General features: G+C 49.6%; 25 protein-coding genes. 18 read left to right on the top strand and 7 right to left on the bottom strand.

The window, feature by feature from the left end; genetic code table 11:
- Window positions 1–8 precede the first annotated feature (8 nt).
- The 6 genes from carB (at window position 9) to FZP57_RS06630 (ending at window position 7,628) form a co-directional block, all read left to right on the top strand.
- Window positions 9–3,188, top strand: coding sequence for a carbamoyl-phosphate synthase large subunit (carB, locus tag FZP57_RS06655; protein WP_191216111.1), 3,180 nt, complete (start codon window positions 9–11; stop codon window positions 3,186–3,188).
- A gap of 134 nt (window positions 3,189–3,322) precedes the next feature.
- Window positions 3,323–4,654: a PKD domain-containing protein gene (locus FZP57_RS06650; protein WP_074359803.1), complete on the top strand. Its 1,332-nt coding sequence runs from the start codon at window positions 3,323–3,325 to the stop codon at window positions 4,652–4,654.
- 99 nt (window positions 4,655–4,753) lie between these two features.
- Window positions 4,754–5,902 carry an amidohydrolase family protein gene (locus FZP57_RS06645; protein ID WP_074359288.1) on the top strand — a complete coding sequence of 383 codons (1,149 nt, stop codon included), beginning with the start codon at window positions 4,754–4,756 and terminating at the stop codon, window positions 5,900–5,902.
- Window positions 5,903–5,907: 5 nt separating this feature from the next.
- Window positions 5,908–6,339: a universal stress protein gene (locus tag FZP57_RS06640; RefSeq protein WP_074359287.1), complete on the top strand. Its 432-nt coding sequence runs from the start codon at window positions 5,908–5,910 to the stop codon at window positions 6,337–6,339.
- Between the two features lie 34 nt (window positions 6,340–6,373).
- Entirely contained in the window at window positions 6,374–7,219 is an 846-nt protein-coding gene (locus FZP57_RS06635) for a CBS domain-containing protein (protein ID WP_074359286.1), read from the top strand.
- Window positions 7,206–7,628, top strand: coding sequence for a hypothetical protein (locus FZP57_RS06630; protein ID WP_238338021.1), 423 nt, complete (start codon window positions 7,206–7,208; stop codon window positions 7,626–7,628). The genes FZP57_RS06635 and FZP57_RS06630 overlap by 14 nt, the downstream gene beginning before the upstream one ends.
- A gap of 87 nt (window positions 7,629–7,715) precedes the next feature.
- Here FZP57_RS06630 and larE read toward each other — a convergent pair whose 3' ends face one another.
- The 6 genes from larE to ercA form a co-directional block, all read right to left on the bottom strand.
- A complete protein-coding gene (gene larE / locus FZP57_RS06625) occupies window positions 7,716–8,786 on the bottom strand; it encodes an ATP-dependent sacrificial sulfur transferase LarE (protein WP_074359802.1) in 1,071 nt (356 codons plus the stop codon).
- Between the two features lie 79 nt (window positions 8,787–8,865).
- Window positions 8,866–9,510: a TfuA-related McrA-glycine thioamidation protein gene (locus tag FZP57_RS06620; RefSeq protein ID WP_191216110.1), complete on the bottom strand. Its 645-nt coding sequence runs from the start codon at window positions 9,508–9,510 to the stop codon at window positions 8,866–8,868.
- 214 nt (window positions 9,511–9,724) lie between these two features.
- On the bottom strand, window positions 9,725–10,912 hold the full coding sequence (locus FZP57_RS06615; protein WP_074359801.1) for a YcaO-related McrA-glycine thioamidation protein: 1,188 nt from the start codon (window positions 10,910–10,912) through the stop codon (window positions 9,725–9,727).
- A 42-nt stretch (window positions 10,913–10,954) separates the two neighbouring features.
- Window positions 10,955–11,530, bottom strand: a complete 576-nt coding sequence (locus tag FZP57_RS06610) for a site-2 protease family protein (RefSeq protein WP_074359283.1) — start codon at window positions 11,528–11,530, stop codon at window positions 10,955–10,957.
- Between the two features lie 126 nt (window positions 11,531–11,656).
- Window positions 11,657–12,760 (bottom strand): sensor histidine kinase, encoded by a 1,104-nt coding sequence (locus tag FZP57_RS06605; RefSeq protein ID WP_074359282.1) that lies wholly within the window; start codon window positions 12,758–12,760, stop codon window positions 11,657–11,659.
- A gap of 62 nt (window positions 12,761–12,822) precedes the next feature.
- A complete protein-coding gene (gene ercA, locus FZP57_RS06600) occupies window positions 12,823–13,953 on the bottom strand; it encodes an alcohol dehydrogenase-like regulatory protein ErcA (RefSeq protein ID WP_074359281.1) in 1,131 nt (376 codons plus the stop codon).
- A 134-nt stretch (window positions 13,954–14,087) separates the two neighbouring features.
- Between ercA and FZP57_RS06595 the strand changes: the two genes are divergently transcribed.
- The 8 genes from FZP57_RS06595 (at window position 14,088) to FZP57_RS09505 (ending at window position 21,073) form a co-directional block, all read left to right on the top strand.
- Entirely contained in the window at window positions 14,088–14,447 is a 360-nt protein-coding gene (locus FZP57_RS06595; RefSeq protein ID WP_238337877.1) for an HIT family protein, read from the top strand.
- A 243-nt stretch (window positions 14,448–14,690) separates the two neighbouring features.
- Entirely contained in the window at window positions 14,691–15,683 is a 993-nt protein-coding gene (locus FZP57_RS06590; RefSeq protein ID WP_238337876.1) for a Xaa-Pro peptidase family protein, read from the top strand.
- A 150-nt stretch (window positions 15,684–15,833) separates the two neighbouring features.
- On the top strand, window positions 15,834–16,775 hold the full coding sequence (locus FZP57_RS06585) for a type II secretion system F family protein (protein WP_074359280.1): 942 nt from the start codon (window positions 15,834–15,836) through the stop codon (window positions 16,773–16,775).
- 31 nt (window positions 16,776–16,806) lie between these two features.
- Window positions 16,807–16,995 (top strand): class III signal peptide-containing protein, encoded by a 189-nt coding sequence (locus FZP57_RS06580; protein ID WP_074359279.1) that lies wholly within the window; start codon window positions 16,807–16,809, stop codon window positions 16,993–16,995.
- Window positions 16,996–17,005: 10 nt separating this feature from the next.
- Window positions 17,006–18,418, top strand: coding sequence for a lactaldehyde dehydrogenase (locus tag FZP57_RS06575; RefSeq protein ID WP_074359278.1), 1,413 nt, complete (start codon window positions 17,006–17,008; stop codon window positions 18,416–18,418).
- A gap of 468 nt (window positions 18,419–18,886) precedes the next feature.
- Window positions 18,887–20,092, top strand: a complete 1,206-nt coding sequence (locus FZP57_RS06570) for a chitobiase/beta-hexosaminidase C-terminal domain-containing protein (protein ID WP_191216109.1) — start codon at window positions 18,887–18,889, stop codon at window positions 20,090–20,092.
- A gap of 61 nt (window positions 20,093–20,153) precedes the next feature.
- A complete protein-coding gene (locus tag FZP57_RS09510; RefSeq protein WP_238337875.1) occupies window positions 20,154–20,621 on the top strand; it encodes a radical SAM protein in 468 nt (155 codons plus the stop codon).
- A complete protein-coding gene (locus tag FZP57_RS09505; RefSeq protein WP_238338020.1) occupies window positions 20,510–21,073 on the top strand; it encodes a radical SAM protein in 564 nt (187 codons plus the stop codon). The genes FZP57_RS09510 and FZP57_RS09505 overlap by 112 nt, the downstream gene beginning before the upstream one ends.
- Here FZP57_RS09505 and FZP57_RS06560 read toward each other — a convergent pair.
- Window positions 21,070–21,792: a tRNA-binding protein gene (locus FZP57_RS06560; protein ID WP_074359276.1), complete on the bottom strand. Its 723-nt coding sequence runs from the start codon at window positions 21,790–21,792 to the stop codon at window positions 21,070–21,072. The two genes, FZP57_RS09505 and FZP57_RS06560, sit on opposite strands and share 4 nt — an antisense overlap.
- Window positions 21,793–22,086: 294 nt before the next feature.
- On the opposite strand from FZP57_RS06560, the gene FZP57_RS06555 reads away from it, so the two are divergent.
- The 4 genes from FZP57_RS06555 to FZP57_RS06540 all read left to right on the top strand — a co-directional run bounded on the left by FZP57_RS06555 (window position 22,087) and on the right by FZP57_RS06540 (window position 24,445).
- Complete coding sequence (locus FZP57_RS06555; protein WP_074359275.1) at window positions 22,087–22,416, top strand: PRC-barrel domain-containing protein; 330 nt, start codon at window positions 22,087–22,089, stop codon at window positions 22,414–22,416.
- A 21-nt stretch (window positions 22,417–22,437) separates the two neighbouring features.
- Window positions 22,438–23,202, top strand: a complete 765-nt coding sequence (locus tag FZP57_RS06550; protein ID WP_074359274.1) for an aspartate dehydrogenase — start codon at window positions 22,438–22,440, stop codon at window positions 23,200–23,202.
- 14 nt (window positions 23,203–23,216) lie between these two features.
- Window positions 23,217–23,960, top strand: a complete 744-nt coding sequence (locus tag FZP57_RS06545) for a tRNA(His) guanylyltransferase Thg1 family protein (RefSeq protein ID WP_238337874.1) — start codon at window positions 23,217–23,219, stop codon at window positions 23,958–23,960.
- Window positions 23,961–24,037: 77 nt separating this feature from the next.
- Window positions 24,038–24,445 (top strand): Mov34/MPN/PAD-1 family protein, encoded by a 408-nt coding sequence (locus FZP57_RS06540; protein WP_238337873.1) that lies wholly within the window; start codon window positions 24,038–24,040, stop codon window positions 24,443–24,445.
- The last annotated feature ends 26 nt before the right edge of the window (window positions 24,446–24,471 follow it).

Genomic DNA, 24,471 nt, shown 5'->3' with positions numbered 1-24,471 from the left:
GGGATAAAATGCCGCGGGATGAAAGCATCAACAAGGTACTTATCATAGGATCAGGCCCTATACAGATAGGGCAGGCAGCAGAATTTGACTACTCAGGTTCTCAGGCATGCAAGTCTCTCAGGGAGGAGGGAATAGAGACGGTACTCGTTAACTCAAACCCTGCCACAATCCAGACCGATATGGATATGGCTGACAGGGTCTACATTGAACCCCTCACACCTGAGATCGTTGCAAAGATAATTGAAAGGGAAAAACCCGACGCCATACTCCCGACCATGGGGGGCCAGACAGGCCTCAACGTTGCAACGGGACTTGCAGAGATAGGGGCCCTTGAGGGTGTAAGGGTTATAGGTTCATCCATTGAAACAATAAGGAACGTTGAGGACCGTGACCTCTTCGACAGCTTCATGAAGAAACTGGACGAACCAGTACCCGTAGCAAGGGCTGTTAATTCAGTTGAAGAGGCCTTTGAGGCGGTTGAGGAGATAGGATACCCTGTCATCGTGAGGCCCGCCTTCACCCTGGGAGGTACAGGCGGGGGGGTTGCCCATAACCGTGAAGAACTCGTTGAGATAGCAACAAGGGGCCTGGAGATGAGCTTCATCAACCAGGTCCTCATAGACCAGTCCGTCCTTGGCTGGAAGGAGTTCGAATACGAGGTTATGAGGGACCGCAACGACACCTGCATAATAGTCTGTAACATGGAGAACATCGACCCCATGGGTATACATACAGGGGAAAGCATCGTGGTTGCACCGGCCCAGACCCTAAGCGATGAGGACAACCAGCGGCTCAGGGATGCGGCCATAAAGATCATAAGGGCCCTGGGTATTGAGGGGGGCTGCAACATACAGTTCGCTGTCCACCCGGAGACCGGCGAATACAAGGTTATAGAGGTTAACCCGAGGGTCAGCAGGAGCAGTGCCCTGGCATCAAAGGCAACAGGGTACCCGATAGCAAAGATAGCCGCCAAGATAGCGGTGGGAATGACCCTTGATGAGATACAGAATGATATAACAAAGGAAACCCCAGCATCATTCGAACCCACAATTGATTATATCGTGACAAAGATACCCCGCTGGCCCTTTGACAAGTTCAAGGGGATAAGCAGGGAGATAGGGGTTCAGATGAAGTCAACAGGGGAGGTCATGGCCATAGGCAGGACCCTTGAGGAGTCCCTTAACAAGGCCATAAGGTCCCTTGATGTGGGTGCTGATGGCTTCGTCAGGGTGCCCTACACCATGGATGACCTTAAAACACCAACTGACCTCAGGCTCTTCCAGATCTACACCGCCCTCAGGGACGGGATGAGTGTTGATGAGATACACGAGGTAACCAGCATCGACAGGTTCTTCCTCGAGAAGATAAGGAACATCGCAGAATTCGAATCCGGCCTTAACAGGGAATCCATCACAGATCCAAGGGTCCTGCTGAAGGCAAAGAGGCTCGGTTTTTCAGATTCAAACCTTGCACGCATCACAGGGATGGATGAGTCTGAAATAAGGTCCCTGAGACTCAAAAATAATATAAAACCCGTTTATAAGATGGTGGACACGTGCGCTGCAGAGTTCGAGGCCAGAACACCCTACTACTACGGATGCTATGACCTTGAGGATGAGGTGGAGGTTTCAGACAGGAAGAAGGTCATTATAATAGGTTCCGGACCCATAAGGATAGGTCAGGGGATAGAATTCGACTACTGCTGTGTCCACGCCGCAATGGCCCTGAGGGATGATGGCTATGAGGCCATAATGGTTAACAACAACCCGGAGACAGTGAGTACCGATTATGATATATCCGCCAAGCTTTACTTCGAGCCCCTGACACTTGAAGACGTCATGGCCATCATAGAGAAGGAGAAACCTGAAGGCGTTGTTGTCCAGTTCGGCGGCCAGACATCCATCAACCTGGCGGTGCCGCTTGCAGGGGAGGGTGTGAGGATACTTGGAACCCCCCATGAGAGCATAGACAGGGTTGAGGACCGTGAAAGGTTCACAAAGGTCCTTGATAAGCTCGGCATACCCCAGGCCCCCTATGGAATCGCAAAGTCCTTTGAAGACGCCAGGGAGGTGGCTGAGCGCATAGGTTACCCTGTCCTGGTGAGGCCCTCCTATGTACTTGGCGGAAGGGCCATGGAGATAGTTTACGATGAGGGTGAACTTGAGGAGTACATGAAGGAGGCTGTGAGGGTTTCCCCGGAGCACCCCATACTAGTGGACAAGTTCCTTGAGGATGCCATAGAGGTTGATGTTGATGCCCTTGCAGATGGCAGGGACGTCTACATTGGGGGTATAATGGAGCACATAGAGGAGGCGGGCGTCCATTCAGGTGACTCGGCATGCGTAATACCGCCCCAGACAATCCCTGAGGATATAATTGAAACCATAAAGGACTACACAAGGAGGCTGGCCCTTGAACTGGATGTGGTGGGCCTTATAAACATCCAGTATGCCGTTAAACCTGGCTCTGACCCGTCGGTTTACATACTGGAGGCCAACCCCAGGGCAAGCCGTACGGTTCCCTTTGTGAGCAAGGCAACCGGTGTGCCCCTTGTAAAGATGGCCGCAAGGCTCATGATGGGTTCAACCCTCAGGGAACTTGGACTTACAGGTGAAGGCACGGTGGAACACGTTGCCGTCAAGGAATCTGTTTTCCCGTTCATAAAGCTCCCGGGCGTCGACTCCGTCCTGGGCCCTGAGATGAAATCCACGGGTGAGAGCATGGGGATAGATGAGAACTTCGGGATAGCCTACTACAAGTCCCAGCTCTCAGCAGGCATGGACCTCCTTACAGAGGGCAAGGTGTTCATCAGTGTTAGGGACCAGGATAAGGATAAGATCGAGGATATTGTAAGGAAGGCCCATGAGCTTGGCTTTAAGATCATGGCCACCAGGGGCACTGCAAGGGCAGTTGAGGGTGTTGCCGATATTGAGGTCGTGAGGAAGGTCAGCCAGGGGTCACCCAACATAAGGGACGCCATACTCAGGGGTGAGGTTGGCCTCATAATCAACACACCATCAGGTAAACAGTCAGCCGATGACGGTTACCTGATAAGGAGGATGGCCGTTGAACTTGGAATACCCTACGTAACGACACTTGCAGGTGCAAGGGCGGCCTTAAATGCAATTGAGGCTGTTCGCCTTGGAAGGATAACGGTCAAATCCCTTGGGGAATACCATGGTAGCTGATGGACCCATCTAACAGGCAGGAAGGCCATATATATTTTTACTTTTTTTAACTTTACAGAAACTGTGATGTGCTACACAAACTCCCCATGAAAACTTAATATAATGTGACATTATATGGGTGATCGGTGAAGCATATGCGATATGGAAAAATAGTCCTCGCAGTATTCATACTCTCTTCTATAATCACATTACCACTGGCAGAGGCCCACATACTTATAATAGCCAATAGTCGTTCAGACATGGGCGAAGCTTACGATGAGGCCAGGAAGGTTGCAACAACCCTTAAAAATAAGGGATACCAGGTACTTGAACTTTATAATGGCAGTGCAACCGTAAAGAATATACTCAAGGGCATGTACGGTGCTGATGCCGTGATATACGCGGGGCACGGCGGTTACATGAAGGGAAACTATGATGATAATGGAGGAGATGCAAGCCCACCCTTCTCCCTTGTGGCATCAGACGGCTACATATGGGGAGACGGTGAGATGATGCGAGTCGGGAACACATCATTCTATGCCCCATTCAAGGATGGCATACCTGTGATACTGCTCCATGCATGCTTCTCAACGGGATGGGTTGATGAATACGAGGTTAAAAATCCAGTAGAGACAATATACCACTTCTCAAGGATGTTCATGGGTTCAGGAGCCAACTATTATGCGACTGCATGGGACGGCGCAGAGATAATCTACGACTTCCTCAATGGAGCAGCAAACTTCCAGGAGGCCAACCAGAGGAACTGGGAGGTTATCAATAACAGCTCAGTCTACAATGGAACGAGGGTATGGCGCAATGAACATGGATACGCTGCATTTGTAGGTGACTGGAACGGTACATTCCCGAGGGCAAACCAGACCACAAGCTATGATGATGCGGCTGCAGAGGAATGGTACGCCACAAAGACAAGGCCGAACTTCACCGATAACCGGCCACCGGTATGTGACTTCACATACGCCTACTCAGGTTCAACAAGTATCAGGACATTAACATTCCAGTCAGCAGCATACGACCCGGACAGCGACGATATCACACTTAAATGGAAGTTCGGTGACGGCTCAACAGCCACAGGATCCACGGTAACGCACACCTATGCAAGGGAGGGCTACTACACGGTAACCCTTACAGTAACAGACAGCAAAGGAGTCATATCAGGTAAAAGGAAGACGGTTAAGGTCGGATATCCCAGGCCGGACCTTGTAGTCACCGGTGTCAGGAAATCAGGAAGCACGCTCTACATCACAGTAAGGAATCAGGGAACAGACACGGCAAGGAACTTCTACACCCGTGTATGGTACGGTAAATACTCCACAAGGAACTATAAACAGTTATACACGGGAACACTCACCCCTGGGGCCAGCGTAACACTTAAGACATACTACGGATACCGGCGGGGCACGGTTAAGGTGGACTACTTTAACAGGGTCCCTGAGAAGTCAGAGACAAACAACATAAGGACCTTCTAATAATCCTTTTTTTTTATTAATTTCTTAATCAGTTTCTGTTTTTTCCGCACCCATCATATACTGGAAACTGTTAATAGAGCCCCCAACATATAGGTCATCATGCTTGTCATTGAGAACGGCACCATCCTGAGGGGCCCCCACCTGAAACCCGAAAGGGGCAACATGGTAATAGAGGATGGTGTAATAAAGGAAATAACATCTGAAAGGATCCCCTGCAGGGACAGAATAGATGCATCGGGCCTTATAGTGGCACCTGCACTTGTGAATTCCCACGTACACCTTGGTGATACGGTTGCAATGGACGAAGGGGATGGAAGACCACTCGATGAGATAGTAAGACCCCCTGATGGCATCAAACACAGGATACTGGAGTCAAGCACACCCGATGAACTTGAGGGGGCCATGGGGTCCTCAGTGGACTTCATGATGGACCATGGCACATCCGCCTTCGTGGACTACAGGGAAGGCGGCATCGGGGGTGTTGAGGCCATAAGGCGGGCCACGGACCCCAGTCCAGTGAAGGGGCTCATACTCGGCAGGGACCCTGTAATCTTTGATGAAGATGCATCACCCGAGGAGGTGAGGAGGAGGGTCCGGAGGATCTTGTGGGTTGCCGATGGAATAGCGCCAAGCGGGATGGGTGAGATCACCGATGAGACGGCAATGATAATCACTGAAGAATGCAGGAGAAGGGGTAAAATAGCATCCATACACGTGGCGGAACACAGGAAATCCCAGATACGCTCCCTTGAAGAGACAGGGATGACCGAGGTTGAAAGGGCCCTCAGGGCAGGCTTCAGACTCCTCGTCCACCTCACACACCCAATGAGGGATGACCTTGAACTTGTCAGGTCCAGCGGGGCAGACGTTGTGATATGCCCCCGGTCCAACGGTGCACTGGCGGCAGGGATCCCCCCTGTAAAGAGGATGCATGAGATGGGTATAAACCTCCTCCTAGGCACGGATAACGTAATGTTCACCTCACCCGACCTCTTCAGGGAGATGGAGTACACCCTGAGGGTTACAAGGGGCATCACCGGCGAGTACTTCCCGCCGGTGGAGGTCCTCAGGATGGCCACTTCAAATGCGCGCAAACTGACAGGGACAGGGTGCCTGGAGGAGGGCTTCCAGGCAGACATAATGGTCACCGAGAAACCATCAGCTAACCCCTATCTCTCCCTCATCAACAGGACTGAATCGAAAAATATAATATATTTAATAATAAAAGGTAAATTAGTTAAGAGGTGAGTTCTATGTACAGTAAAATCCTGCTCCCAACCGATGGCTCAAAACATGCCAACAAAGCCGCGGAACATGCGATATGGATTGCCAGAAAAAGCGGAGCTGAAATAATTGCTTTAACAGTCATGGAGACATCATCACTGGTGAGTCTCCCGGCAGACGACCTTATAGTACGCCTTAAGGAAATGCTTGAGGAGGAAGCCTCCAGATCCCTTGAAGCCGTTAAGAAACTTGTGGAGAAATCAGGAGCAGGTGTGAAGATAACCCTGAGGACAGATGAGGGTTCACCCGCAGACGCCATACTCAGGACCATAGAGAAGGAAGAGGTGGACCTTGTTGTTATGGGGACATCAGGCAAACACGGACTTGACAGGTTCCTCCTTGGAAGCGTGGCTGAGAAGGTTGTAAGGTCTGCAGGGTGCCCTGTTCTCGTTGTTCACTAAAAACTTTTTTTATGGATCATCACCGGTGTTGATCATGCTTGTAAAGGAGATAATGTCAGAGAAAATACACTATGTAACCGTTCCAGGGAACCGTTCAACAGCCCTTGAACTGATGAGGAAGGAGAACATATCAGGACTTCCAGTTGTTAAGAAGGGCACGGAGGAACTTGTGGGTATAATAACAAGGACGGACCTTGTTGAGAATCCTGATGAGGAGCAGATAGCCCTCATAATGACAAGGAACCCCATAACGGTATCCCCTGATGATGACGTCAGGGTAGCTGCCAGGAGGATGCTTGAGAACAACATCCGCAGGGTCCTGGTGGTTGATGGATCTAAACTGGTGGGTATTGTCACAAGCTACGACCTTGTTGCCGGTGCCATAGCAGAGATGGATATATCTGACCCTGTTGAGGATTACATGACACGGAACATTCCAACGACATGGGACAGGACACCCCTCAGCGTGGCCTTTGAGATAATGAGGTACTTCAGGTTAAAGGTCCTCCTGACCCTTAACAGTCAGGGTAAACTCTCAGGGGTCCTTACAGAGACGGACTTCATAAATGAGAGTGAAGTAGTCTCGGAAAGCACCGTCCACAACACCTCAGTGGGTACCGAGGGCGACCGCTGGTCATGGGACAGCAAGAACGTCCTCTACGTTATAAAGAATCAGCTCAGGTTCCCTGATAAGGAGGTCAGGGAGGTTGCAACCACAGATATTGTCACGGCAACCACATCAACAACGGTAACCTCCTGCGCAGAGAAGATGAAGAGGAGGAATATTGAACAGATACCGATCATAGACTATGAGGGTGACCTCGTGGGCCTTGCAAGGGCCAGTGACCTTATAAAAGCCCTGATTGATGGAAATGACTGACCAGCGGATACACCTCAAGGCATCAGGGGACCTCCTCACGGTGGCTGCCAGGAACCAGGGTGAGGTCTCCATAAATGAAATACACCTGAAGCCTCTACTGGCCTACGCATGGTGGAACAACCTTCCTGTTATTGAAACGGTGCTGGATGTGGTTGAATCCACACTTAAGAAGACGGTGTATGATGTGATGCCACATGATGAACTCCTCATTGAATACACCCTGAGGACGAATGACATCCCTGATGATTCAAATGAGGTTGAGATAATCTTCAATGGGGTAAGCGCTGATGGAGTGCCCTTTGAGGTCTCAGGCGACCTCCTTCTTATGGGCGAGGATTCAAGGGGTTTTCTAAAGAGGATGACGGCATTCAGAAGAAGGACTGATGAGAATATAATCAGGGTTATCTGAGGATTTTCTTTTTTGTTTTCGTCGGTTTATTGTCTGTGGTCTGAGGATTTTCTTGCATGTGTCATCAGTTTTCTCTGCAGATCATGATTAAGTAACGGGACTGCTGTCATCAAGTCTTCTTATTATATGCGGCAGGACTTTAAGGAGGACGTCCTCTGCATCTTCCCTGTCCTTAACATTCCTTGAGACTATCTTACCGTTCCTGAAGATGGTCACGTTCCTGCCGTCAAGGTCAAGCATGATGACCCCCATCTTCTCTGAACACCTCGGCTTCATGGATTCGAGGCTGCTGCAGGTTTCCTTCACATCAATCGGGTAGGGGAGTTTAACCTCAAACATTATCCTTGAATCCGCCTCACGGCATGGCCTGTAGAGGACAAGCTCCTCCTCCCCCTTACTGTAACCTGAAAGGTCCAGCAGAACCCTTTCAAATCCGATTGCCCTGAGTTCACCCTCAATGTGCCTGAGGATGTTCTTATTCAGGAGGCCTTCAGGGTCCTCTACCTGGATGACCGCACTGTTCCCGTCATGGCGCACCCTCACGGCCCCGGCATCTGAGATGCTCCCTATAAGACTCTCAGCATATGAAACCCTGTTTATCTTCTCGGGGGTTATCTCCTCACCTGTATTTATCCTCGTTGCAAGGCATGTCGTGTTCTCCGAGTAATCAAGCCCCCTCAGTTTAAGGTACTCCAGGACGTCGCTCCTCTTCATCCCTGCATTTAGAAGGGGGCTTTCTATTCCAAGCAGGTGGTTCACAAGAACCCCGGGCCGGTCCTCGAACATGTCACTTACGGTTGTCCCGTCCACAACAACATCCAGGCCCATGGCATGCGCTTCACTCATTATGGAACTGTATATGATGTTTTTACAGACAAAGCACCTTTTCGCACTGTTTTCACGGAATTCCCGGTTATCAAGGAGGTTAAGTTCTATGATTTTATGGGGGACCCCTATCCTGGCTGCGATTTCTGAGGCCCTTTCAGTAAAGCCCCGGGGCATGACACCGGTATCAACGGTGAATGCAACCACCTCCTCTGCGACTCCCGCTGCAATATCAAGGAGCGCCGTGCTGTCGGCTCCCCCTGAAAATCCAACGGCAACACGCCTCCCCCTAAGGGATTCTTTAACCCTTCCAATCTTTTCATCAAGTTCCATGGACATCACATTACTTAGGTTATGGCAGGAGAAATCTTTCCATGCAGCTCATGAGAACCTGTTCGTGTAACCATCACGGTTAACCTCTTAGGAGTTTCCTGATGTAACCTATAACTTCAAGGGCGTCCTCCCTTTTGATATCGACACCCTCCCCTTTAATGAACTCGGAGAGCGCATCCTTCTTCCCTTCCTCCATCTCAGAATCATTCAGCACCCTCCTGTAGTTCCTGAGGGGATAGAAGAGGTTCTTCGCAGTGGTAATCAGTCTTTTGTAATCCTCTCTGGATATCAGACCCTTCCTGAGGGCACGTCTGAAGTTGTAATCCATGCTCACAAGGGAATCAGATAGTGGCTCAAGGGTTTCGGGGTCAAAGGCAACCGCAACATCATCATCTGATTCAATCTCCCCTGAAAGGTATGCCCTGAATACGCGCCCCACCCCTATCATTCCAAGTTCACTCAGCTCAGAGGCCCTGAGGGCACCCATACTCGCACCGCCAACAACCGTAACACCACTCTGCAGGGCCTCAATGATCTCCCTGTGCCCCACAGCAGGGCTCTGATGGAAAACACCGTCTATAATTCCAATTATATCCGGAGAATCAGAAAGAGCATCTGTAACATCACCCCTCCTCACAGGGGGCCTGTAGTCGGCCCTGAGGATCTCTGATGCCTCGGCATGGGAAAGTGAGGGGCCTGTGAAGATGATTATCCTTCTCTTCATGAGGGATCAGCCCTCCTTTTTCAGGTTTAATCATTAACTCTTCTAGTAAGTTGAACATGACCTATGATGCGCGTGATGATCCATTAGGGCCCATAAAGGTGTGTGTGGGTTTTGTTCTCTGAGTCCTTCGCTTGTGATGATCCGCGTAAATTGATCGTGGCTGTGGAGTGTGGCCCTGTTCAATGGGCCTCTCCTGGTGGTGATAATGGAGGCTTCATAGAGCCGACCTTAACCGGGGACCGGCACGTTCAGGGTCAACAGAGAACACCTCAAGGCCGGGTACTATTACACGAACCACTGGAACACCCACATCCCTTGTAAGGTCCGTAAAGAGGACGTCCCTGAGCCCCACCCTTCTGAGCCTTTCAAGGGTCACCTCAAGGTCCCTTCTGAAGGATCTTGTTGAGAGGTCCTCCATATCACAGATTCCGATGGTTTCATCGGCCTCCCTGAACCAGTGCCGGTTAAGGCGTTTCATGCGCTCATACCCTGCCCTCCTCATGAAAACGGCCCTTACGGTGTCCTCACGGGTCCCGTGTATCTGGGTGGCCCTGCTCTGGGCGACCTCTGTAAGGGCCCTTATAACGGCAACCTCAGGGTCAAGGTGCGTCCCGACACCCATTGTGAGGAGCGCCGGGTCCCTTAGTTTAACATCATCTGCAACTGCAGCCACGGTGGCAATACATGTATCTGATGTAAGGTCCAGGAGGGTTACCTCTATCTCCGCCCTCTCAAATCTTTCAAGAAGCCCGGCTATGATGTCATTATCGGTCCCTGAACAGTCAATTTCTATCTTAGGCCCCCTTCTGGCTTCAAAGATGCTCCATGCGTCCCTCTCAATCACTTCCATCAGTCCATGAAAAACAGCCTCCTCGGTGAAGTTCCCTGAGGCAAGACCATTGGTGTTTGACCTGAAAAGACCGATCCCATCCACTGGCGGGTTGTAGGGGTGGAAGACAGCATTTGCGGGTACAAGGACCCTCTCCATTGTTTCAATGTTTTCAGCTTCAATCCATTCAATTTCATGGTCAGGGGCACTGCCCCCTGGGAGTATGAGTGAAGATGGGTCTATGCAGTTTTCAGCCTCATCCGGATGGGCGAGGATGGTCCTATCCCCTTTTTTTCTCTCTGCAGAGTACCTTTCAAAGGCCTCCATTATGGCAGATGCCCTTGCCTGGTTTCTTGTGGCACCCTTACCCGCGTATATGCTAACCGCCCCCTCCTCTGCAGTGGGCCTTATTGCAGAGAATACCGGTATACCAACCCTGTCAAGGTGGGTTATCTCGGTTATCCTCGTGACGCCTATTGCCGGTAGTTTATCCTTAAACTCCTGCACGGTCTCGGCGGGTTTAAGGGCACGGTGCGTGCATCCAACATATTTAACAGGAATATCCCTGAACATCCTATCACTCTGGGTCATGCTAAGATTGTATCCAGCTCCATTCTAGAACATGCTGTTAAATGTGAGCGTAAATGCGGCTGCAGCTGCAGCGAGCCATATGAGGGGGTTCCACCTGAAGACCTTTGCACCGTCAAGGACCGCGATGGGTATCAGGTTGAATAATGCCAGGAAACTGTTAACAGCATAGCCGAGCATCGCCACATAGCCAAGGGGGCCGGGGAGTACCGATGATGCCATAAGGAATATGATTGCGAGGGCTATGTTTGTCAGGGGCCCTGCAATTGATATCTTACCGTTAACATCCCTCTCAATGTAGTTCCCATGTATGTAGACGGCACCGGGGGCTGCGAATACAAATCCGAAGTAGGCTGTTACAACTGCAAGTATAAGTCCCTCAACCCACAGTCTGTACTCGGCCCAGAACCCGTAATGTATAGCCGTCAGCTTGTGGGCGATTTCATGGAGGACGAATCCAAGCCCCACGGTTAAGACGGTTACAGGTAACAGGATTACCGTGGCCTGGATATTCCTCCCTGAGAAAACATAGGCAAATACTCCGGCAATCACAATCATGGAAACCAGGATGTCCCTGAGTTCCCCTCTGCTGAATCTGACCATACTCTTATATAACCCAGCCCTCCACTTATAATGGTTTCTACCGGTGATGTTTCATGGGAGTTTTTTGTTCATGGCCTTTTGGTGTGCGGTGCTGCAACCGGAATCATACCGACTTCATGGGGTTTCCTATGGCTCCATATCCATCCGGTTCCTGTAAACCGGACCCCTGAATTTTATCCTGAAGTAGCCGCCGCCTTCACCCGAGACCTTAAGGGTCCCATCAAGCTGATCTGTTAAAATTTCAACGAGCTTGAATCCCAGGGAGTCACTGTTTCTGAGGCCTTCCTCCCTGAAACCGGTACCGTTGTCCACCACTTCAAGGACATAATACAGGTCCTCCCGGGTGAATCTGACGGTGATAAGACCACCATCCATACCCTTGAAGGCATGTTTCAGGGAATTAGTTATGAGTTCGCTAAGTATAAGGCCAAGGGGGATGGCGGTTTCAAGGTTAAGGTTTATCTTATCGATTTCAAGTGAAAATTCAATGTTCTTATCGGTTGAATAGGACTTCCTGAGGTTCCGGATAAGTTCAGAGGCATATGAACTGAAGTCTATTGCACTGAAGTCTCCTGACCTGTAGAGCTGCTCATGTATGAGTGCCATTGACCTTATTCTGTTCTGACTCTCGCCAAGAAGCGCCCTGCATGTCCGGTCATGCATGTTATGTGCCTGGAGGCTCAGGAGGCTTGATATTATCTGGAGGTTGTTCTTGACCCTGTGGTGCACCTCGCTGAGTAGGATTTCCTTTTCCCTGAGGGACCTTCTGAGCTTTTTCTCCATTTCAAGCCTCTCGGTTATGTCTCTGGCAACAAGGACAGCGTATCTCTCGCCCCTGAAGTCCACCATATCCATTCCTATTTCAACCGGGATTTCCTCACCGTTTCTTTTTCTGAGAGCCCCATCGAGTTTCAGTTTTTTATCTTCACCCTGGAGGATCCTTGAGAATTCACTGTGAAACCCTTCGGGTAGAAGATCATGGATGGTGTGTCCGGGGAGGTCCTTTCTTGAGTACCCCAACCTCTCACAGGCTGAACGGTTTGCATCTGCAAGTTCACCTGTGGGGGTTTTAACAAGGAATATGGCGTCGTCTGTACAGTCAAGGAGCTTCCTGAATCTTTCAAGTTCTGCAAGGGACTCCTGAAGTCGGGGGTAATAACTCTTCCTTATTGACTTCTCACCGAAGCCTATTATCCTCCTCCGGAGTTCTTCCCAGTCCTTTCCAGGCATCAATACACACCATTTATAGTGAACTACCCCGTTCTCGCGGACGGGACTTTTTAGTGACAATGTTAAAGGGCCCTTCTGAATATCTCCTCAACATCTTCCACCCTGGGCTTCATGGGATTTGTGACAATGCAGGGGTCATTCATTGAGGTTTCTGCAAGTTCAGGGATCTCATCGGGTGTCACACCAAGATCAGAGAGGGTCTTGCCGATCCCGATGTCCTCCCTGAATTTACGTATGTAGCCTGTGAGTTCATCCCTTGATGCGCTTTCGAGGCCGAGGGCCCCTGCGATTTTTGAGTACTTCTCCTTGGCAGCAGGAAAGTTGAAGTCCATCACATGTTCAAGGAGGAGTGCGTTGGCCTCCCCATGGGCAATGTCGAGTTTACCTCCAAGGCTGTGAGCCATGCCATGAAGCAGTCCGAGGCTGGCATTTGAAAACGCGAGGCCCGCCTCGAGGCTTGCAAGCATCATGGATTCACGGACATCAAGGTTTTTGGGTTCAGACACCGCGACGGGCAAGCACCTGTTTATGATCCCTATGGAGTCAAGGGCGTTCAGGTCTGTTATATGGAAGCTTGCATTGGATACGTAGGCCTCCACTGCATGGGCGAGGGCATCCATTCCAGTTGCAGCGGTCAGCTCCCTGTCCATGGTCACCGTTGTCTCGGGGTCTATGAGGGCGGCGTCAGGGACCATTGTCTTGCTTATTATGGCCATCTTGACACTTCTCTCTGTATCCATTATGATTGCAAACTGGGATACATCGGCACCGGTACCTGCAGTTGTTGGTATACATATCACCGGTGCTGATGGGACAGGGATCATATCAACACCCTCAAACTCCCTTACATGCATACCGTTGGATGCAACCGCACCTATCGCCTTTGCACAGTCAATGGGGCTCCCTCCTCCAAGGGCAACGATGATGTCGCATTCCTCTGCCTCAAAGACCTCGGCGCCCTTCATAACCTCATGGTCCCTGGGGTTCGGTGTGACCTCATGATAAACAGAGTATTCAAGACCCTCATCATCCATACTGGATTTCAGGTCATCAAGAAGCCCGGTATCCATTATGCCGGGGTCTGTTACTATGAAAACATGTTCGCCTCCAAGATTTGAGGCGTATCTTCCTGCAAGGAACCTTGCCCCGTTCCCGAAGACGAATTCGCTTGTCACGAACTTTCTAAGTTCCATGGTTAACACCAGCTGGAGGCGACCACTGAAGGGCATCCCTATACGTATAATACTCTCTTGATGATATAAACAACTAACGGTAATATACATTAGTGTACTCCTGATGATATAAACCTTGACTGCTGGTGTTTAGAATGAGCTTCTGTGAATACTGTGGTATTGATGGCTACTATGGCCGTGAAATCCTCAGGACAGGGCACTGGATAATATACCTTGCCCCGAGTCAGAGGTACCTTGGGACATGTGTCCTTGCACTGAAGAGAAAGTGCAGGGACCTCTCGGAACTCGACAGGGCCGAATGGAATGATTTCTCATCAGCCCTGAGGATGCTTGAAGCTGCATTAAGGATGCTTTTCAGTCCGGAACTCTTTAACTGGAGCTGCTTTAAGAATTCGGCCTTCAGGGACCCGGAACCTGACCCTGAAGTACACTGGCATTTCATACCACGCTACAGCAGACCGGTGCATTTTGCAGGTGAATGTTTCTTTCACTGACCCTGACTTTGGCCACATACCACTTCCCATTGTAGGGCGCGTGAGTGAGGCTGTGATGGATAAACTTGAAAGCGCACTGAAGGATGCTCTTAGAGGGTAAACCAGGTTTATAGTGATCAGGTTAGAGTATATTTGAGGTCTACAATAACCTCAATGGCCTCTAGGACCTTTATACCTTAATCAGGGCGGTAGATCCAGCAGGCATTCAACCGGGTCATATCCCTGGTATTTAGAGGTGATACCTTGAACAGGATTGAAATGGCACTGAATAAATCCACCGAAGGTGGTAAACACATCATAACAAAAAGGGAGAACATTTACTACCTGACGGGTTTCATGCCCTCATCACTATCCATCCTGATCCTGGAGGATGAACCATTCCTCCTTGTAAATGAGATGGACCGCGAGGCCGCCACTGAAAACTCAACCGTTGAGGTGAGGACCTTCAGTAGGATGGGTGACCTGAGGGAGGTTCTTGCTGACACAGAGGATCTGGTTGTGGAGCCATCAATGACGGTTGGGCTCATGAAGAGCCTTGGCATAGGGTCATTTGAAGTGGATGACGTTGTATCGGAGCTCAGGATGATAAAGGACAGGGATGAGATAGGGAATATCAGGAGGGCACTTCAGATTGCCGAGGAGGCCCTGAAGGAACTTGAAATTGAGGGTTCAGAATCATCCATTGCAGCGAAACTCGAGTACCTGATGAGGCTTGAAGGGTCAGAGGGGGCGTCCTTCGATACTGTTGTGACTTCAGGGGCGAGGTCAAGCATACCACATGCCACTCCGACGGGTGAACCAGCAGGGTCACCGTTACTCCTAGACTGGGGTGCTGTTTACAAGGGCTACCATTCAGACACAACAAGGACGGCTGCATGGACTGAAAGGGAACAGGAAATACTTGAAATAGTGTTTGAGGCCAAAAAGGAGGGTTTAAGGACAATAAAGGATGGTGTCAGGGCATGTGAAGTTGACAGGGCCGTAAGGAGTGTTATGGAGGATTACGGTTACCTGGAGAACTTTATACATTCAACTGGTCATGGAGTTGGTCTCGAGGTCCATGAAAAACCATCACTGGCTCCCGGGGATAAAACGGTTATCAGGAAGGGCATGGTAGTTACGGTGGAACCCGGCATATACCTTCCCGGTGAATTCGGGGTTAGGATGGAGGACATGGTTGTGGTTGGAAATGGTGCTGAGGTCATAAACAGGCTGCCAGACTATAACTGGATTTGAGCGAATTTCCTGTCCGCAATCTTCCTTATCTTGCACGGATCATCACATTACAGGTGCTTCTGTATTAATCTTCCTTGCTGTGCGGACATCACCATATAAATAATAGGGTGAACAGAACATTAAACTGAAACATGGAGAAATGGTGGAAAGATGGCTGTATTACCCAGCGCGTTAAAACCGGTAAGTGATGCCTTTGAGAGTATAATCCCTGACAAGTTCCTTATAAGCGTGCAGGAGATACTTATAAGGACGGGGCTCTATGTTAAGGCATCTGATGTTATAACACTGGCTTTTCTTGGTGGGGTGTTATTTGCAATTCTTGGATCCGTTGCAGCGGCTGTCCTTGGCTTAAATGTAATCCTGGCAGTTTTAATTGGTTTCTTCACACCATCTATCCTTCTTGGGGCATACATATTTATAATGATGGAGCGGCGTATTGATGCCATTGAACAGGGCACACCCGACTTTTTAAGGCAGATAGCATCCCTCCTTAGGGCAGGTGTGGGCCTTGAAACAGCCCTTGAGGACGTATCAAAGCAGGGGGAGGGACCCCTCTATGATGAACTCAAGAGGGCTGTTATTGAGATAAAGATTGGAAGAACCTTTGATGATGCCATACTCTCAATGAGTGAACGTCTGAAATCAAAAAACCTTGACAGGACCTTCAGGATGATCCTTGAGGGCAGGAGGGCAGGAGGAAGTCTTTCAGATGTCATCGAGACGGTTGCAGAGGACCTGAGGGCTGTGCTGGCCCTTAAAAGGGAGAGGAAGGCTAATGTGATGATGTCAGTAATGTTTCTGGTTGTTGCCGCCATAATCGCAGCTCCCTTTGCCCTCGGGATGATAATGGTGTATTCAGGGTTCATGGAGTCCATAGGGCAGCCGAACCCCATGCTTGGGGCAGCTAAAACCGCTGCAGCAGGTTATATTATAATACATTCAATCATCGCAGGACTCCTTATAGGAATAATAATGTACGGGAGTGCAAGGAAGGGTGTCAAGTTCTCCATCCCCTTGGCAATAGTTGCCTACGGGATATTCTATGTCCTTGGAAACTTTGGAATGACACTCGTGAGCAGTATGGCACCATGAGATCATTTTGATTAATTAAGGAGGATTTTTTATGGATTTAAGGGGTGATGAATCAGGACAGAGTTCAGTTGAACTCATACTCCTCTTTGGAGGGGTCATAGTTGTTGTAACCTTTGCAGTGGTATGGTACCGTAACTATGTTACAGGTGCGGAGAATGCAATGACCTCCGATGTTAAGAATGTCACCAACTCCATCAGTAGCCTTAAAAACAAGTTTTAGGTGATGCGACTTGGATATGATAATCAACGGGGAGATGGTATCCGGCAGCGATACGTTCAGTGTCACCAACCCCTTTGATGAGAGCACCGTCGACAGGGTCCCTCTTGCAGGCAGGGCTGAGGCTGAAAGCGCCATTATGGCGGCACACAGTGCCAGAGATTCAATGAGGAGCCTGTCGGCACGTAAAATATCTGATAAACTATATGATGTTGCCGATGAATTGAAGGCTCAGATGGATCCCCTTGCAGAGATGATAACCCTTGAATCAGGAAAACCAATACGCTTCTCAAGGGATGAGGTCCGAAGATCGGTTGAAACTGCTATTCTATGTGCTGAGGAGGCCAGAAGACTCTACGGTGAATCCATACCCATGGATGCGGGTATAGGTGGAGGGGGCCTCTATGGTTTCACGGTGAGGCTCCCCCTGGGTGTGGTGGCAGCCATAACACCCTTCAATTATCCCCTTAACCTTGCAATCCACAAGGTGGGACCGGCACTTGCGGCGGGAAACACCGCCGTACTTAAACCTTCTCTTGAGGCACCCCTCTCTGCAATGAGACTCGTTGAGATAATGAATGAACACTTACCCCCTGGAGCTGTTAATGTTATAACAGGGAGGGCCTCTGAGATTGGGGATGTTATAATTGACAGTCCCCTTGTGGATAAGATCAGCTTCACGGGCAGCGTTGAGGTGGGGCGCTACATATCAAGGAGGGCTTCTATGAAGAAGGTCACCCTTGAACTTGGAGGCAACGACCCCCTTATTGTTATGGATGATACCGATGTTGACCTTGCGGTTGAGTCTGCAGTCAGGGGTTCATATCTCTATTCGGGTCAGGTCTGTATAGCCGTGAAGAGGCTCATTGTCCACAGGGACGTGGCAGATGAATTTGCTGATAAACTTGTGAAGAAGACCAGGAGTCTGAGGGAGGGGGACCCCATGGATCCAGAGACGGATATAGGTCCCCTAATAAATGAAGAGGCTGCCATTGGTGTTGAGAAAGCAGTACTTGATGCAGCAGATTCAGGGGCTGAAATCCTCTGCGGCGGGAAGCGGAGGGGTAACTTTGTTGAACCCACGGTACTTGACCATGTGAATCCATCAATGGACTTGGTTTCCAGTGAAACCTTTGGACCGGTATCACCCATAATAAGGGTTGCTGATGCTGATGAGGCCATCAGGATAGCCAACGGCACATGCTACGCCCTCCAGGCAGGGGTATTCACTGATAATATAAGAACCGCCCTGAGGTTCGCCTCTGAAATCGAGGCGGGAACTGTTCTTATTAACAAGCAGTCGACGTTCAGGGTTGATCACATGCCCTTCGGGGGATTCAAATGCAGCGGTATGGGTAAGGAGGGCGTTAAATATGCTGTGAGGGACATGACCCGCACCAAACTCATAGTCCTCAATACCCGGTGATGGGCCCGGGAGCTGATACTTCACTTTCACCACATTTACTTAGGAGGAAGCTGCATCGGAGAGTCATTTCTGGAGCTTCAGCGCATCAGGATTTTTAAGGATTTTTAGATTCTATTCTCTTATCGTTTCGATGTTCCATCACCCAGTCATTATCCTCAGAAATCTGAAGGCAGATCATGGGCTCTTATTTTACTTTTTTAAACCTTTATTTTTTCTAAAATTCTCTGGACTCTACACACACTAATTACTCGAGCACACTGAAATTTTTATATTACTAGTATAAAAACCAAAATATTCGATTTTTATCTAAATTATATGGTTTTATTCACCAATATAATTAATTTAAATCAATAAATTCAATAATTAATAATCAATTTCATATAAAATTTTTTATTCTATATTTTTAAAAAATTTTATATATTAAAAATTTACACATTAAGATATTGAAAGTAATAAGGAGGTAAAATATTGAACCAGAGATTTTTGCTTTCAGCGCTGGTTTTACTTGCTTTCATGGCCGGAATCTCCAGTGCATCGGCGGTAGGAGATGGCAATGGAGTACCGCCCCTACCAGATAACGCCGTTAACCTGACGATGCAGCAGAACCTGTCTGACCCAGAACAGATAATCGTTAACGTTAGCTACAGTGATGAGCTTCAGGATGTCCCCCAGGACATTGCAGTCGATGCAATGCTTGAAATCCTCGAGGGTGACATTACAGGTGCAAACATCAAATGGTACTACACAGATGATCTTCTTAATGGACCATACGCAAACTACACAGTACTGGCAGATGTAAAACAGGTATGGCTCAGCTCATTTGAAGGTGCACCTGTACCGCAGGGACAGGCAAAGCTCTACATGGAGGACGGTCGGAAATACACATGGCTCTTTGTAGTTGAAAATGCTAGGGGCAAGGTTTTCAAGATAAGGGCAAATTCAACAGCCATCAGGATGGTAGATGATAATCTTGAGGTTGTGAAAGTCCTTGTTTCAGAGGAACTAACTGTGGACCTTCAGCCACACTTCTCACTCTCAGACCTCAAAGTTGAACCGGTCAGTGGCAGCGCACCCCTCACAGTAATGGTGAGAGTCAACGTCACCAATACAGGCGTTGCAGATGACTACACAGCCGAACTCAAAATTAACGGTGAAGTGAAGAACACAACAACTCTTGTTAACCTCGCAACCGGTGAGACAAGGGAAGTGATATTCACATACGAACTCCCTGCAGGTCTCTACAACGTCACCGTCGATGACTTAACACCGGTAAGCGTCACATCAATTCCAGCAGCACCCTCTGCAAGCCCTGCATCAGGAACCTACCTCAACAATGTAACCGTTACCCTCACAGGACCTGAAGGCTCAACAATATACTACACTACCGATGGATCCACACCAACCGTTTCAAGCAATAAATACACGGCACCCATCGTCCTGAGCAGATCAGCAACACTCAAATTCATAGCAGTTGCTAACAGTGCATCATCAGCCGTTTCATCAGTAGAATACACAGTCCTGAAGCCAGCGACACTCACCTACTACGTTAAGGTGAAGGTCAAGAAGTGGTACAAGAAGTGGTACAGGTACATGGGTAAATGGAGATACAAGTGGAGATACTACTGGACCTACAGGTACGTTAAAAGGACCAGCACCTACTGGCAGATGACCTAACCCCAACTCTTTTTTACTTTTTCAGGAAAATGTATTAACCATCATCTGCACACTACTTTTTATGGATGAATTTAAGAGCTGCAGACTCTGTGGGTGGAGGTGTGGTGCTGACAGACTCGCAGGTGAAAGGGGAGTCTGCGGGGCCTCAGAGACAGAGATAGCCTACACAAGCATAAGCGATGGTCTAGGGACCTTCTCAGTAACCCTCCTTTCATGCCCCTTCAGATGCGCATACTGTAACGCCTACAGGATATCACAGTACCCTGAATCAGGATGGATTTACCGTGGCCACGTTAGCCCTGAAAAACTTGCAGGGGAGGCCATTGAGCAGCTTGAATACAGGAACCTTTCAGGGGTGAGCTTCACCGGGGGTGAGCCATCCATACACACCCATACATCGAGGAGATGGTCAGACACATCCAGAGAAAGAGGACCGACGCGGAGTTCATCCTCGCCACAAATGGATTCTGCACACCCGGAACACTCAGGAGGCTCCTTGATTTCACATCACTCTTCAGCTTTGAGATAAAGGCACTGTCAGATGAACTCCACAGGAACCTTACCGGCGCACCATCAGAACCGGTGCTCAGGAATGCAGGGTACCTTGCAGGGAAGTTCCCTGAAAGGATCAGGATCTTCAGGACGGTTGTGATACCGGGCATAAACCACCATGAGATACCTGAAATAGCAGGTTTCCTTGCAGAGATAAACCCTGAGGTCCCCTACCGCCTCATAGGATTCAGACCAAACTTCATGCTCTACTACCACAGGGGCCCTGAAAGGAGGCTCATGGAGAGACTCGTTGAGGAATGCAGGGCTGCGGGACTGGAAAGGGTTGACTACTCAGGCCACTATCCCCTCCTTAAGGCCGACCTTGAATCCATACTCAGGGGGAAGGGCTGTGACCTCCCAGGGGACTGTGGAAGCTGCAGGCACACAGTCTGCAGGGCGATGGTCAGGGAGCCCTGGAGGGATAGTTAGGATTTCAGGAACTCCTCCACAAGGTTCCTTGCCTCGTTGAGGGCCTCTAGGGGTATGCCCCTGGGCATCTCTCCGGGTTCCCCCTTAACGTCCCTGAGGACGCCTTCAACCCCCAGGAACATGCCCTCACTTGTTATCCCCATGAAGTTCTCAGGGGGCAGGAGGGCAACGGCCACCCGGTCACCCTCACGGACGTCAGGGTCATTTGTAACGACCTTAAGGGCCCTTCCCCCAATGTTTACATTGCAGACCTGCAGCTTATCCGCCCCGGGATGCCCCCCAACACTCATAACCTCACCTGCAAGGATATCAACTCCAATCACAGGGTCGGCTATCTTTCCAAGCATGAGCCTCTTCTTCAGGTTGCCGATGGTGTTCAGGAAGAACCTGACCCTTGCAATGTTCTCCTCAACCTTTTCCCGGTCATCCTTTCCGGCCTCAGAGGCGAACTTCATGGCCCAGTCCTCACCACCAAGGGCCTCCACGATGACGTCAAGTTTTTCCATGACCCCCTCTATTTCAGGGGACCCTGCAAGTTCCCCGGGTTCAAGGTAGGAGTAGAGGATGCCCTGCAGCGTCCTTTCGATTTCACCGGCTGTGGTGAGAGCCAGTTTCTTCTTCCACTGCCCCCTGAAGCTACCTGTTTCAAGGGTTCTCCTGAAGAGTTCAACCGATTTCAGTGCAACCATGAGTCTGTAATCCTTGCTGGTATCCCACATACAGTTCACCTTTCATGATAAGAAAACCTTATTGACCGGTCCTTAATCATTTTCATGGACGGTCCTTATTGGATGGGTTGTCTTCCTGTAAACATGTTTTTAATCATTTTCATGGACAGTCCTCTTAGATGATTATTATTTTCCCATAAACAGGTCCTTAATATTTTCGCGGACTATCCTGTCAGCTGATTATTAATCTTCCTATAAGTATTTAAGCTATGAACAGAAATATAAATTAAGAGTTTACGGGTTAATTCAGGGTGAATCCCTCTTTAACTGTCTGGTGGTGGAAAAATGGTTGAATTATCCAATCTCTATGGACTTGAAATATACACCTCAAGGGGCAAGTATGTTGGAAGGGTTCAGGATGTCGTCCTGAACATAAAGAAGGGACGTGTCTCAACACTCAAGGTTCGTCCCATGAGGCATGATAAGAAGAACGTTGGAATCAAGGATGTCCTGAAAACCAGTATAAGGATAGTGCCTGAATCCGATGAGATAAGGTCCATCCAGGAGGAGGGTATAATAGATATAAACTATGACAGGGTCCAGGCAGTTGGGGATATACTCATAATATCACCTGATGTTTCTGTCCAGAAGGCTGCAAGCCCCCTTGAATCATAATTCATTTTTTCCGGGATATGGATGATTGTAGGTATACTTGGTTGCGGTGCCATAGCCAACCTTATAACGGGATTCGTGAGGGATGGCAGGGTACCTGTGGAATTGGGCTTTTTCTATGACAGGGACCTTGAGAGGGCTGAGAACCTTGCCTCAATGGTTGATGGAACAGCGGTCCTTGATGTGAGGGACATGCTACCCGAGGTTGACCTTGTGGTTGAGGCCGCTTCACCGGAGGCGGTGAGGGAACTGGTCCCGGTGGTCCTGGAGGCAGGAAGGGACGTTGTGGTGATGAGCGTCGGGGCCCTCATGGACCCTGAACTCAGGAAGATGCTGGAGGAGACGGCATCACGCAACAATGCAACCATCCATGTACCCTCAGGGGCAATCGTAGGCCTTGATGGTTTAAAGGCAGCCTCCGTGGGAACTATAGAATCTGTTAAACTTGTCACAAGGAAGCCCCCAAGGTCCCTCGGGATAAGTATGGATGAAAAGAAGGTCCTCTACAGGGGGAGGGCCTCGGAGGCAGTTAAAAGGTTCCCTCTCAACATAAACGTGGCAGCCGCCCTTAGCCTTGCATGTGACAGGGATATAGAGGTTGAGATCATCGCTGACCCGGTAGTTGACCGCAACGTCCATGAGGTGACCGTCAGGGGGGACTTCGGAGAATTCAAGACAATAACCGAGAATGTCAGGTGCTCCGTGAATCCGAAGACAAGCGTGATGGCAGCATACTCTGCCATAAGGCTCCTCAAGTCCCTCAGTGAGAACATGCATGTGGGGACATAGGAGGGGAGTCTTTCATGGTCTTTGATGTGCGTTCACATGAAACCTATTCCAGTCTCAGGGTTCCCCCATCAGCAGAGGTTGTGCTCAGACTTGACGGCCGAGGATTCCATGGCCTCACAGAGAAGCTTGGATTCACCCGCCCCTACGATGAAAACTTCCGGGACATCATGGCGGCCACTTCCATGGACATCATGGAGGAGTTCAGCCCGGCATTCATATACACATTCTCAGATGAGATAAACATCCTCCTCTCAGAGGTCCCCTTTTCAGGGAGGGTGGAGAAGCTTGACTCTGTATTCGCAGCCCTCGCATCATCCTCATTCACCCTTGAAGCACTGAGCCTCGGATTCAAACTGGACCAGGCGGTTTCCTTTGACTGCAGGACCATACCCCTTGCAGGTGGTGCAGTTCAGGAGTACTTCAGGTCAAGGCAGAGCGAGGCATGGAGGAACTGCCTCAACGGATACGCCTACTGGACCCTGAGGGCTGAGATGGGAAAGGAAGAGGCTGTCAGAACCCTTGAGGGCCTTAAATCTGAGGGCATCCATGACCTACTCTTTGAGAGGGGTATAAATATCTCGAGGGTTCCATCATGGCAGAGGAGGGGTATAGGTGTCTACAGGAGGCCTGTTGAGGTTGAGGGATACAACCCCCTCCGTGATGAGAGGGTCACAGCGTCCCGGATGAGGACCATTGTTGACATGGACCTACCCCTCTTCACAGGAGAATTCTTCAGGGAACTTATCAGGACTGGTTGATTGGATTTTTTTTGGGGTTGTTACAGAAAAAAACTTATCAGGGTCGATTGATTGGGATGGGTTTAACTGATAAAATAATGGCTTCACTCTTTGGTTTCAAACCGGTAAGACGGGTCATCGTGGATTCAGGAGTTATGGAGGGTGCCCTTGAAATTGCCAGGAATTCACATCCAAGGGAGTTCGCAGCCCTACTTGAGGGCCATAGGGAGGGCGACACCCTCCACGTAACAGGTCTAATCTTCCTTCCATCCAAGACATCTGATGAGGGCGCTGTTATGGACGTCCTCATGCTGCCACCATTCACAGGGGCTGCTGGCTCCGTGCATTCACACCCGGGACCATCAAACGCACCATCACCCGCCGATATAAGGTTCTTCTCATCAAATGGCATATTCCATATGATAATAGCCTACCCCTACAGGAGGGAGACTGTGGCCGCCTACACCAGGAGCGGAGTCCCGGTTGCCTTTGAGGTTGCTGACTGAACCTGAAAATGAGCAGTTAAAAAAAT

This window comes from Methanothermobacter sp. THM-1 (assembly GCF_009914355.1).
In the GTDB taxonomy this organism is placed as follows: Archaea; Methanobacteriota; Methanobacteria; order Methanobacteriales; family Methanothermobacteraceae; genus Methanothermobacter; species Methanothermobacter wolfei.
Note: the sequence above shows the minus strand (reverse complement) of the source record. Positions and strands in the feature narration are given on the sequence as shown.

Bases quoted from the DNA above. Each gene is read 5' to 3' on its own strand.
- FZP57_RS06610 (WP_074359283.1), bottom strand. From the start codon at position 11,530: ATGGTCAGATTCAGCAGAGGGGAACTCAGGGACATCCTGGTTTCCATG.
- FZP57_RS06545 (WP_238337874.1), top strand. From the start codon at position 23,217: ATGGTCTTTGATGTGCGTTCACATGAAACCTATTCCAGTCTCAGGGTT.
- FZP57_RS06645 (WP_074359288.1), top strand. From the start codon at position 4,754: ATGCTTGTCATTGAGAACGGCACCATCCTGAGGGGCCCCCACCTGAAA.
- larE (WP_074359802.1), bottom strand. From the start codon at position 8,786: ATGGAACTTGATGAAAAGATTGGAAGGGTTAAAGAATCCCTTAGGGGG.
- FZP57_RS06630 (WP_238338021.1), top strand. From the start codon at position 7,206: ATGGAAATGACTGACCAGCGGATACACCTCAAGGCATCAGGGGACCTC.
- FZP57_RS06605 (WP_074359282.1), bottom strand. From the start codon at position 12,760: ATGCCTGGAAAGGACTGGGAAGAACTCCGGAGGAGGATAATAGGCTTC.
- FZP57_RS06615 (WP_074359801.1), bottom strand. From the start codon at position 10,912: ATGTTCAGGGATATTCCTGTTAAATATGTTGGATGCACGCACCGTGCC.
- FZP57_RS06555 (WP_074359275.1), top strand. From the start codon at position 22,087: ATGGTTGAATTATCCAATCTCTATGGACTTGAAATATACACCTCAAGG.
- FZP57_RS06640 (WP_074359287.1), top strand. From the start codon at position 5,908: ATGTACAGTAAAATCCTGCTCCCAACCGATGGCTCAAAACATGCCAAC.
- FZP57_RS06595 (WP_238337877.1), top strand. From the start codon at position 14,088: ATGAGCTTCTGTGAATACTGTGGTATTGATGGCTACTATGGCCGTGAA.
- ercA (WP_074359281.1), bottom strand. From the start codon at position 13,953: ATGGAACTTAGAAAGTTCGTGACAAGCGAATTCGTCTTCGGGAACGGG.
- FZP57_RS06560 (WP_074359276.1), bottom strand. From the start codon at position 21,792: ATGTGGGATACCAGCAAGGATTACAGACTCATGGTTGCACTGAAATCG.
- FZP57_RS06580 (WP_074359279.1), top strand. From the start codon at position 16,807: ATGGATTTAAGGGGTGATGAATCAGGACAGAGTTCAGTTGAACTCATA.
- FZP57_RS06635 (WP_074359286.1), top strand. From the start codon at position 6,374: ATGCTTGTAAAGGAGATAATGTCAGAGAAAATACACTATGTAACCGTT.
- FZP57_RS09510 (WP_238337875.1), top strand. From the start codon at position 20,154: ATGGATGAATTTAAGAGCTGCAGACTCTGTGGGTGGAGGTGTGGTGCT.
- FZP57_RS06550 (WP_074359274.1), top strand. From the start codon at position 22,438: ATGATTGTAGGTATACTTGGTTGCGGTGCCATAGCCAACCTTATAACG.
- FZP57_RS06650 (WP_074359803.1), top strand. From the start codon at position 3,323: ATGCGATATGGAAAAATAGTCCTCGCAGTATTCATACTCTCTTCTATA.
- FZP57_RS06540 (WP_238337873.1), top strand. From the start codon at position 24,038: ATGGCTTCACTCTTTGGTTTCAAACCGGTAAGACGGGTCATCGTGGAT.
- carB (WP_191216111.1), top strand. From the start codon at position 9: ATGCCGCGGGATGAAAGCATCAACAAGGTACTTATCATAGGATCAGGC.
- FZP57_RS06585 (WP_074359280.1), top strand. From the start codon at position 15,834: ATGGCTGTATTACCCAGCGCGTTAAAACCGGTAAGTGATGCCTTTGAG.
- FZP57_RS06620 (WP_191216110.1), bottom strand. From the start codon at position 9,510: ATGAAGAGAAGGATAATCATCTTCACAGGCCCCTCACTTTCCCATGCC.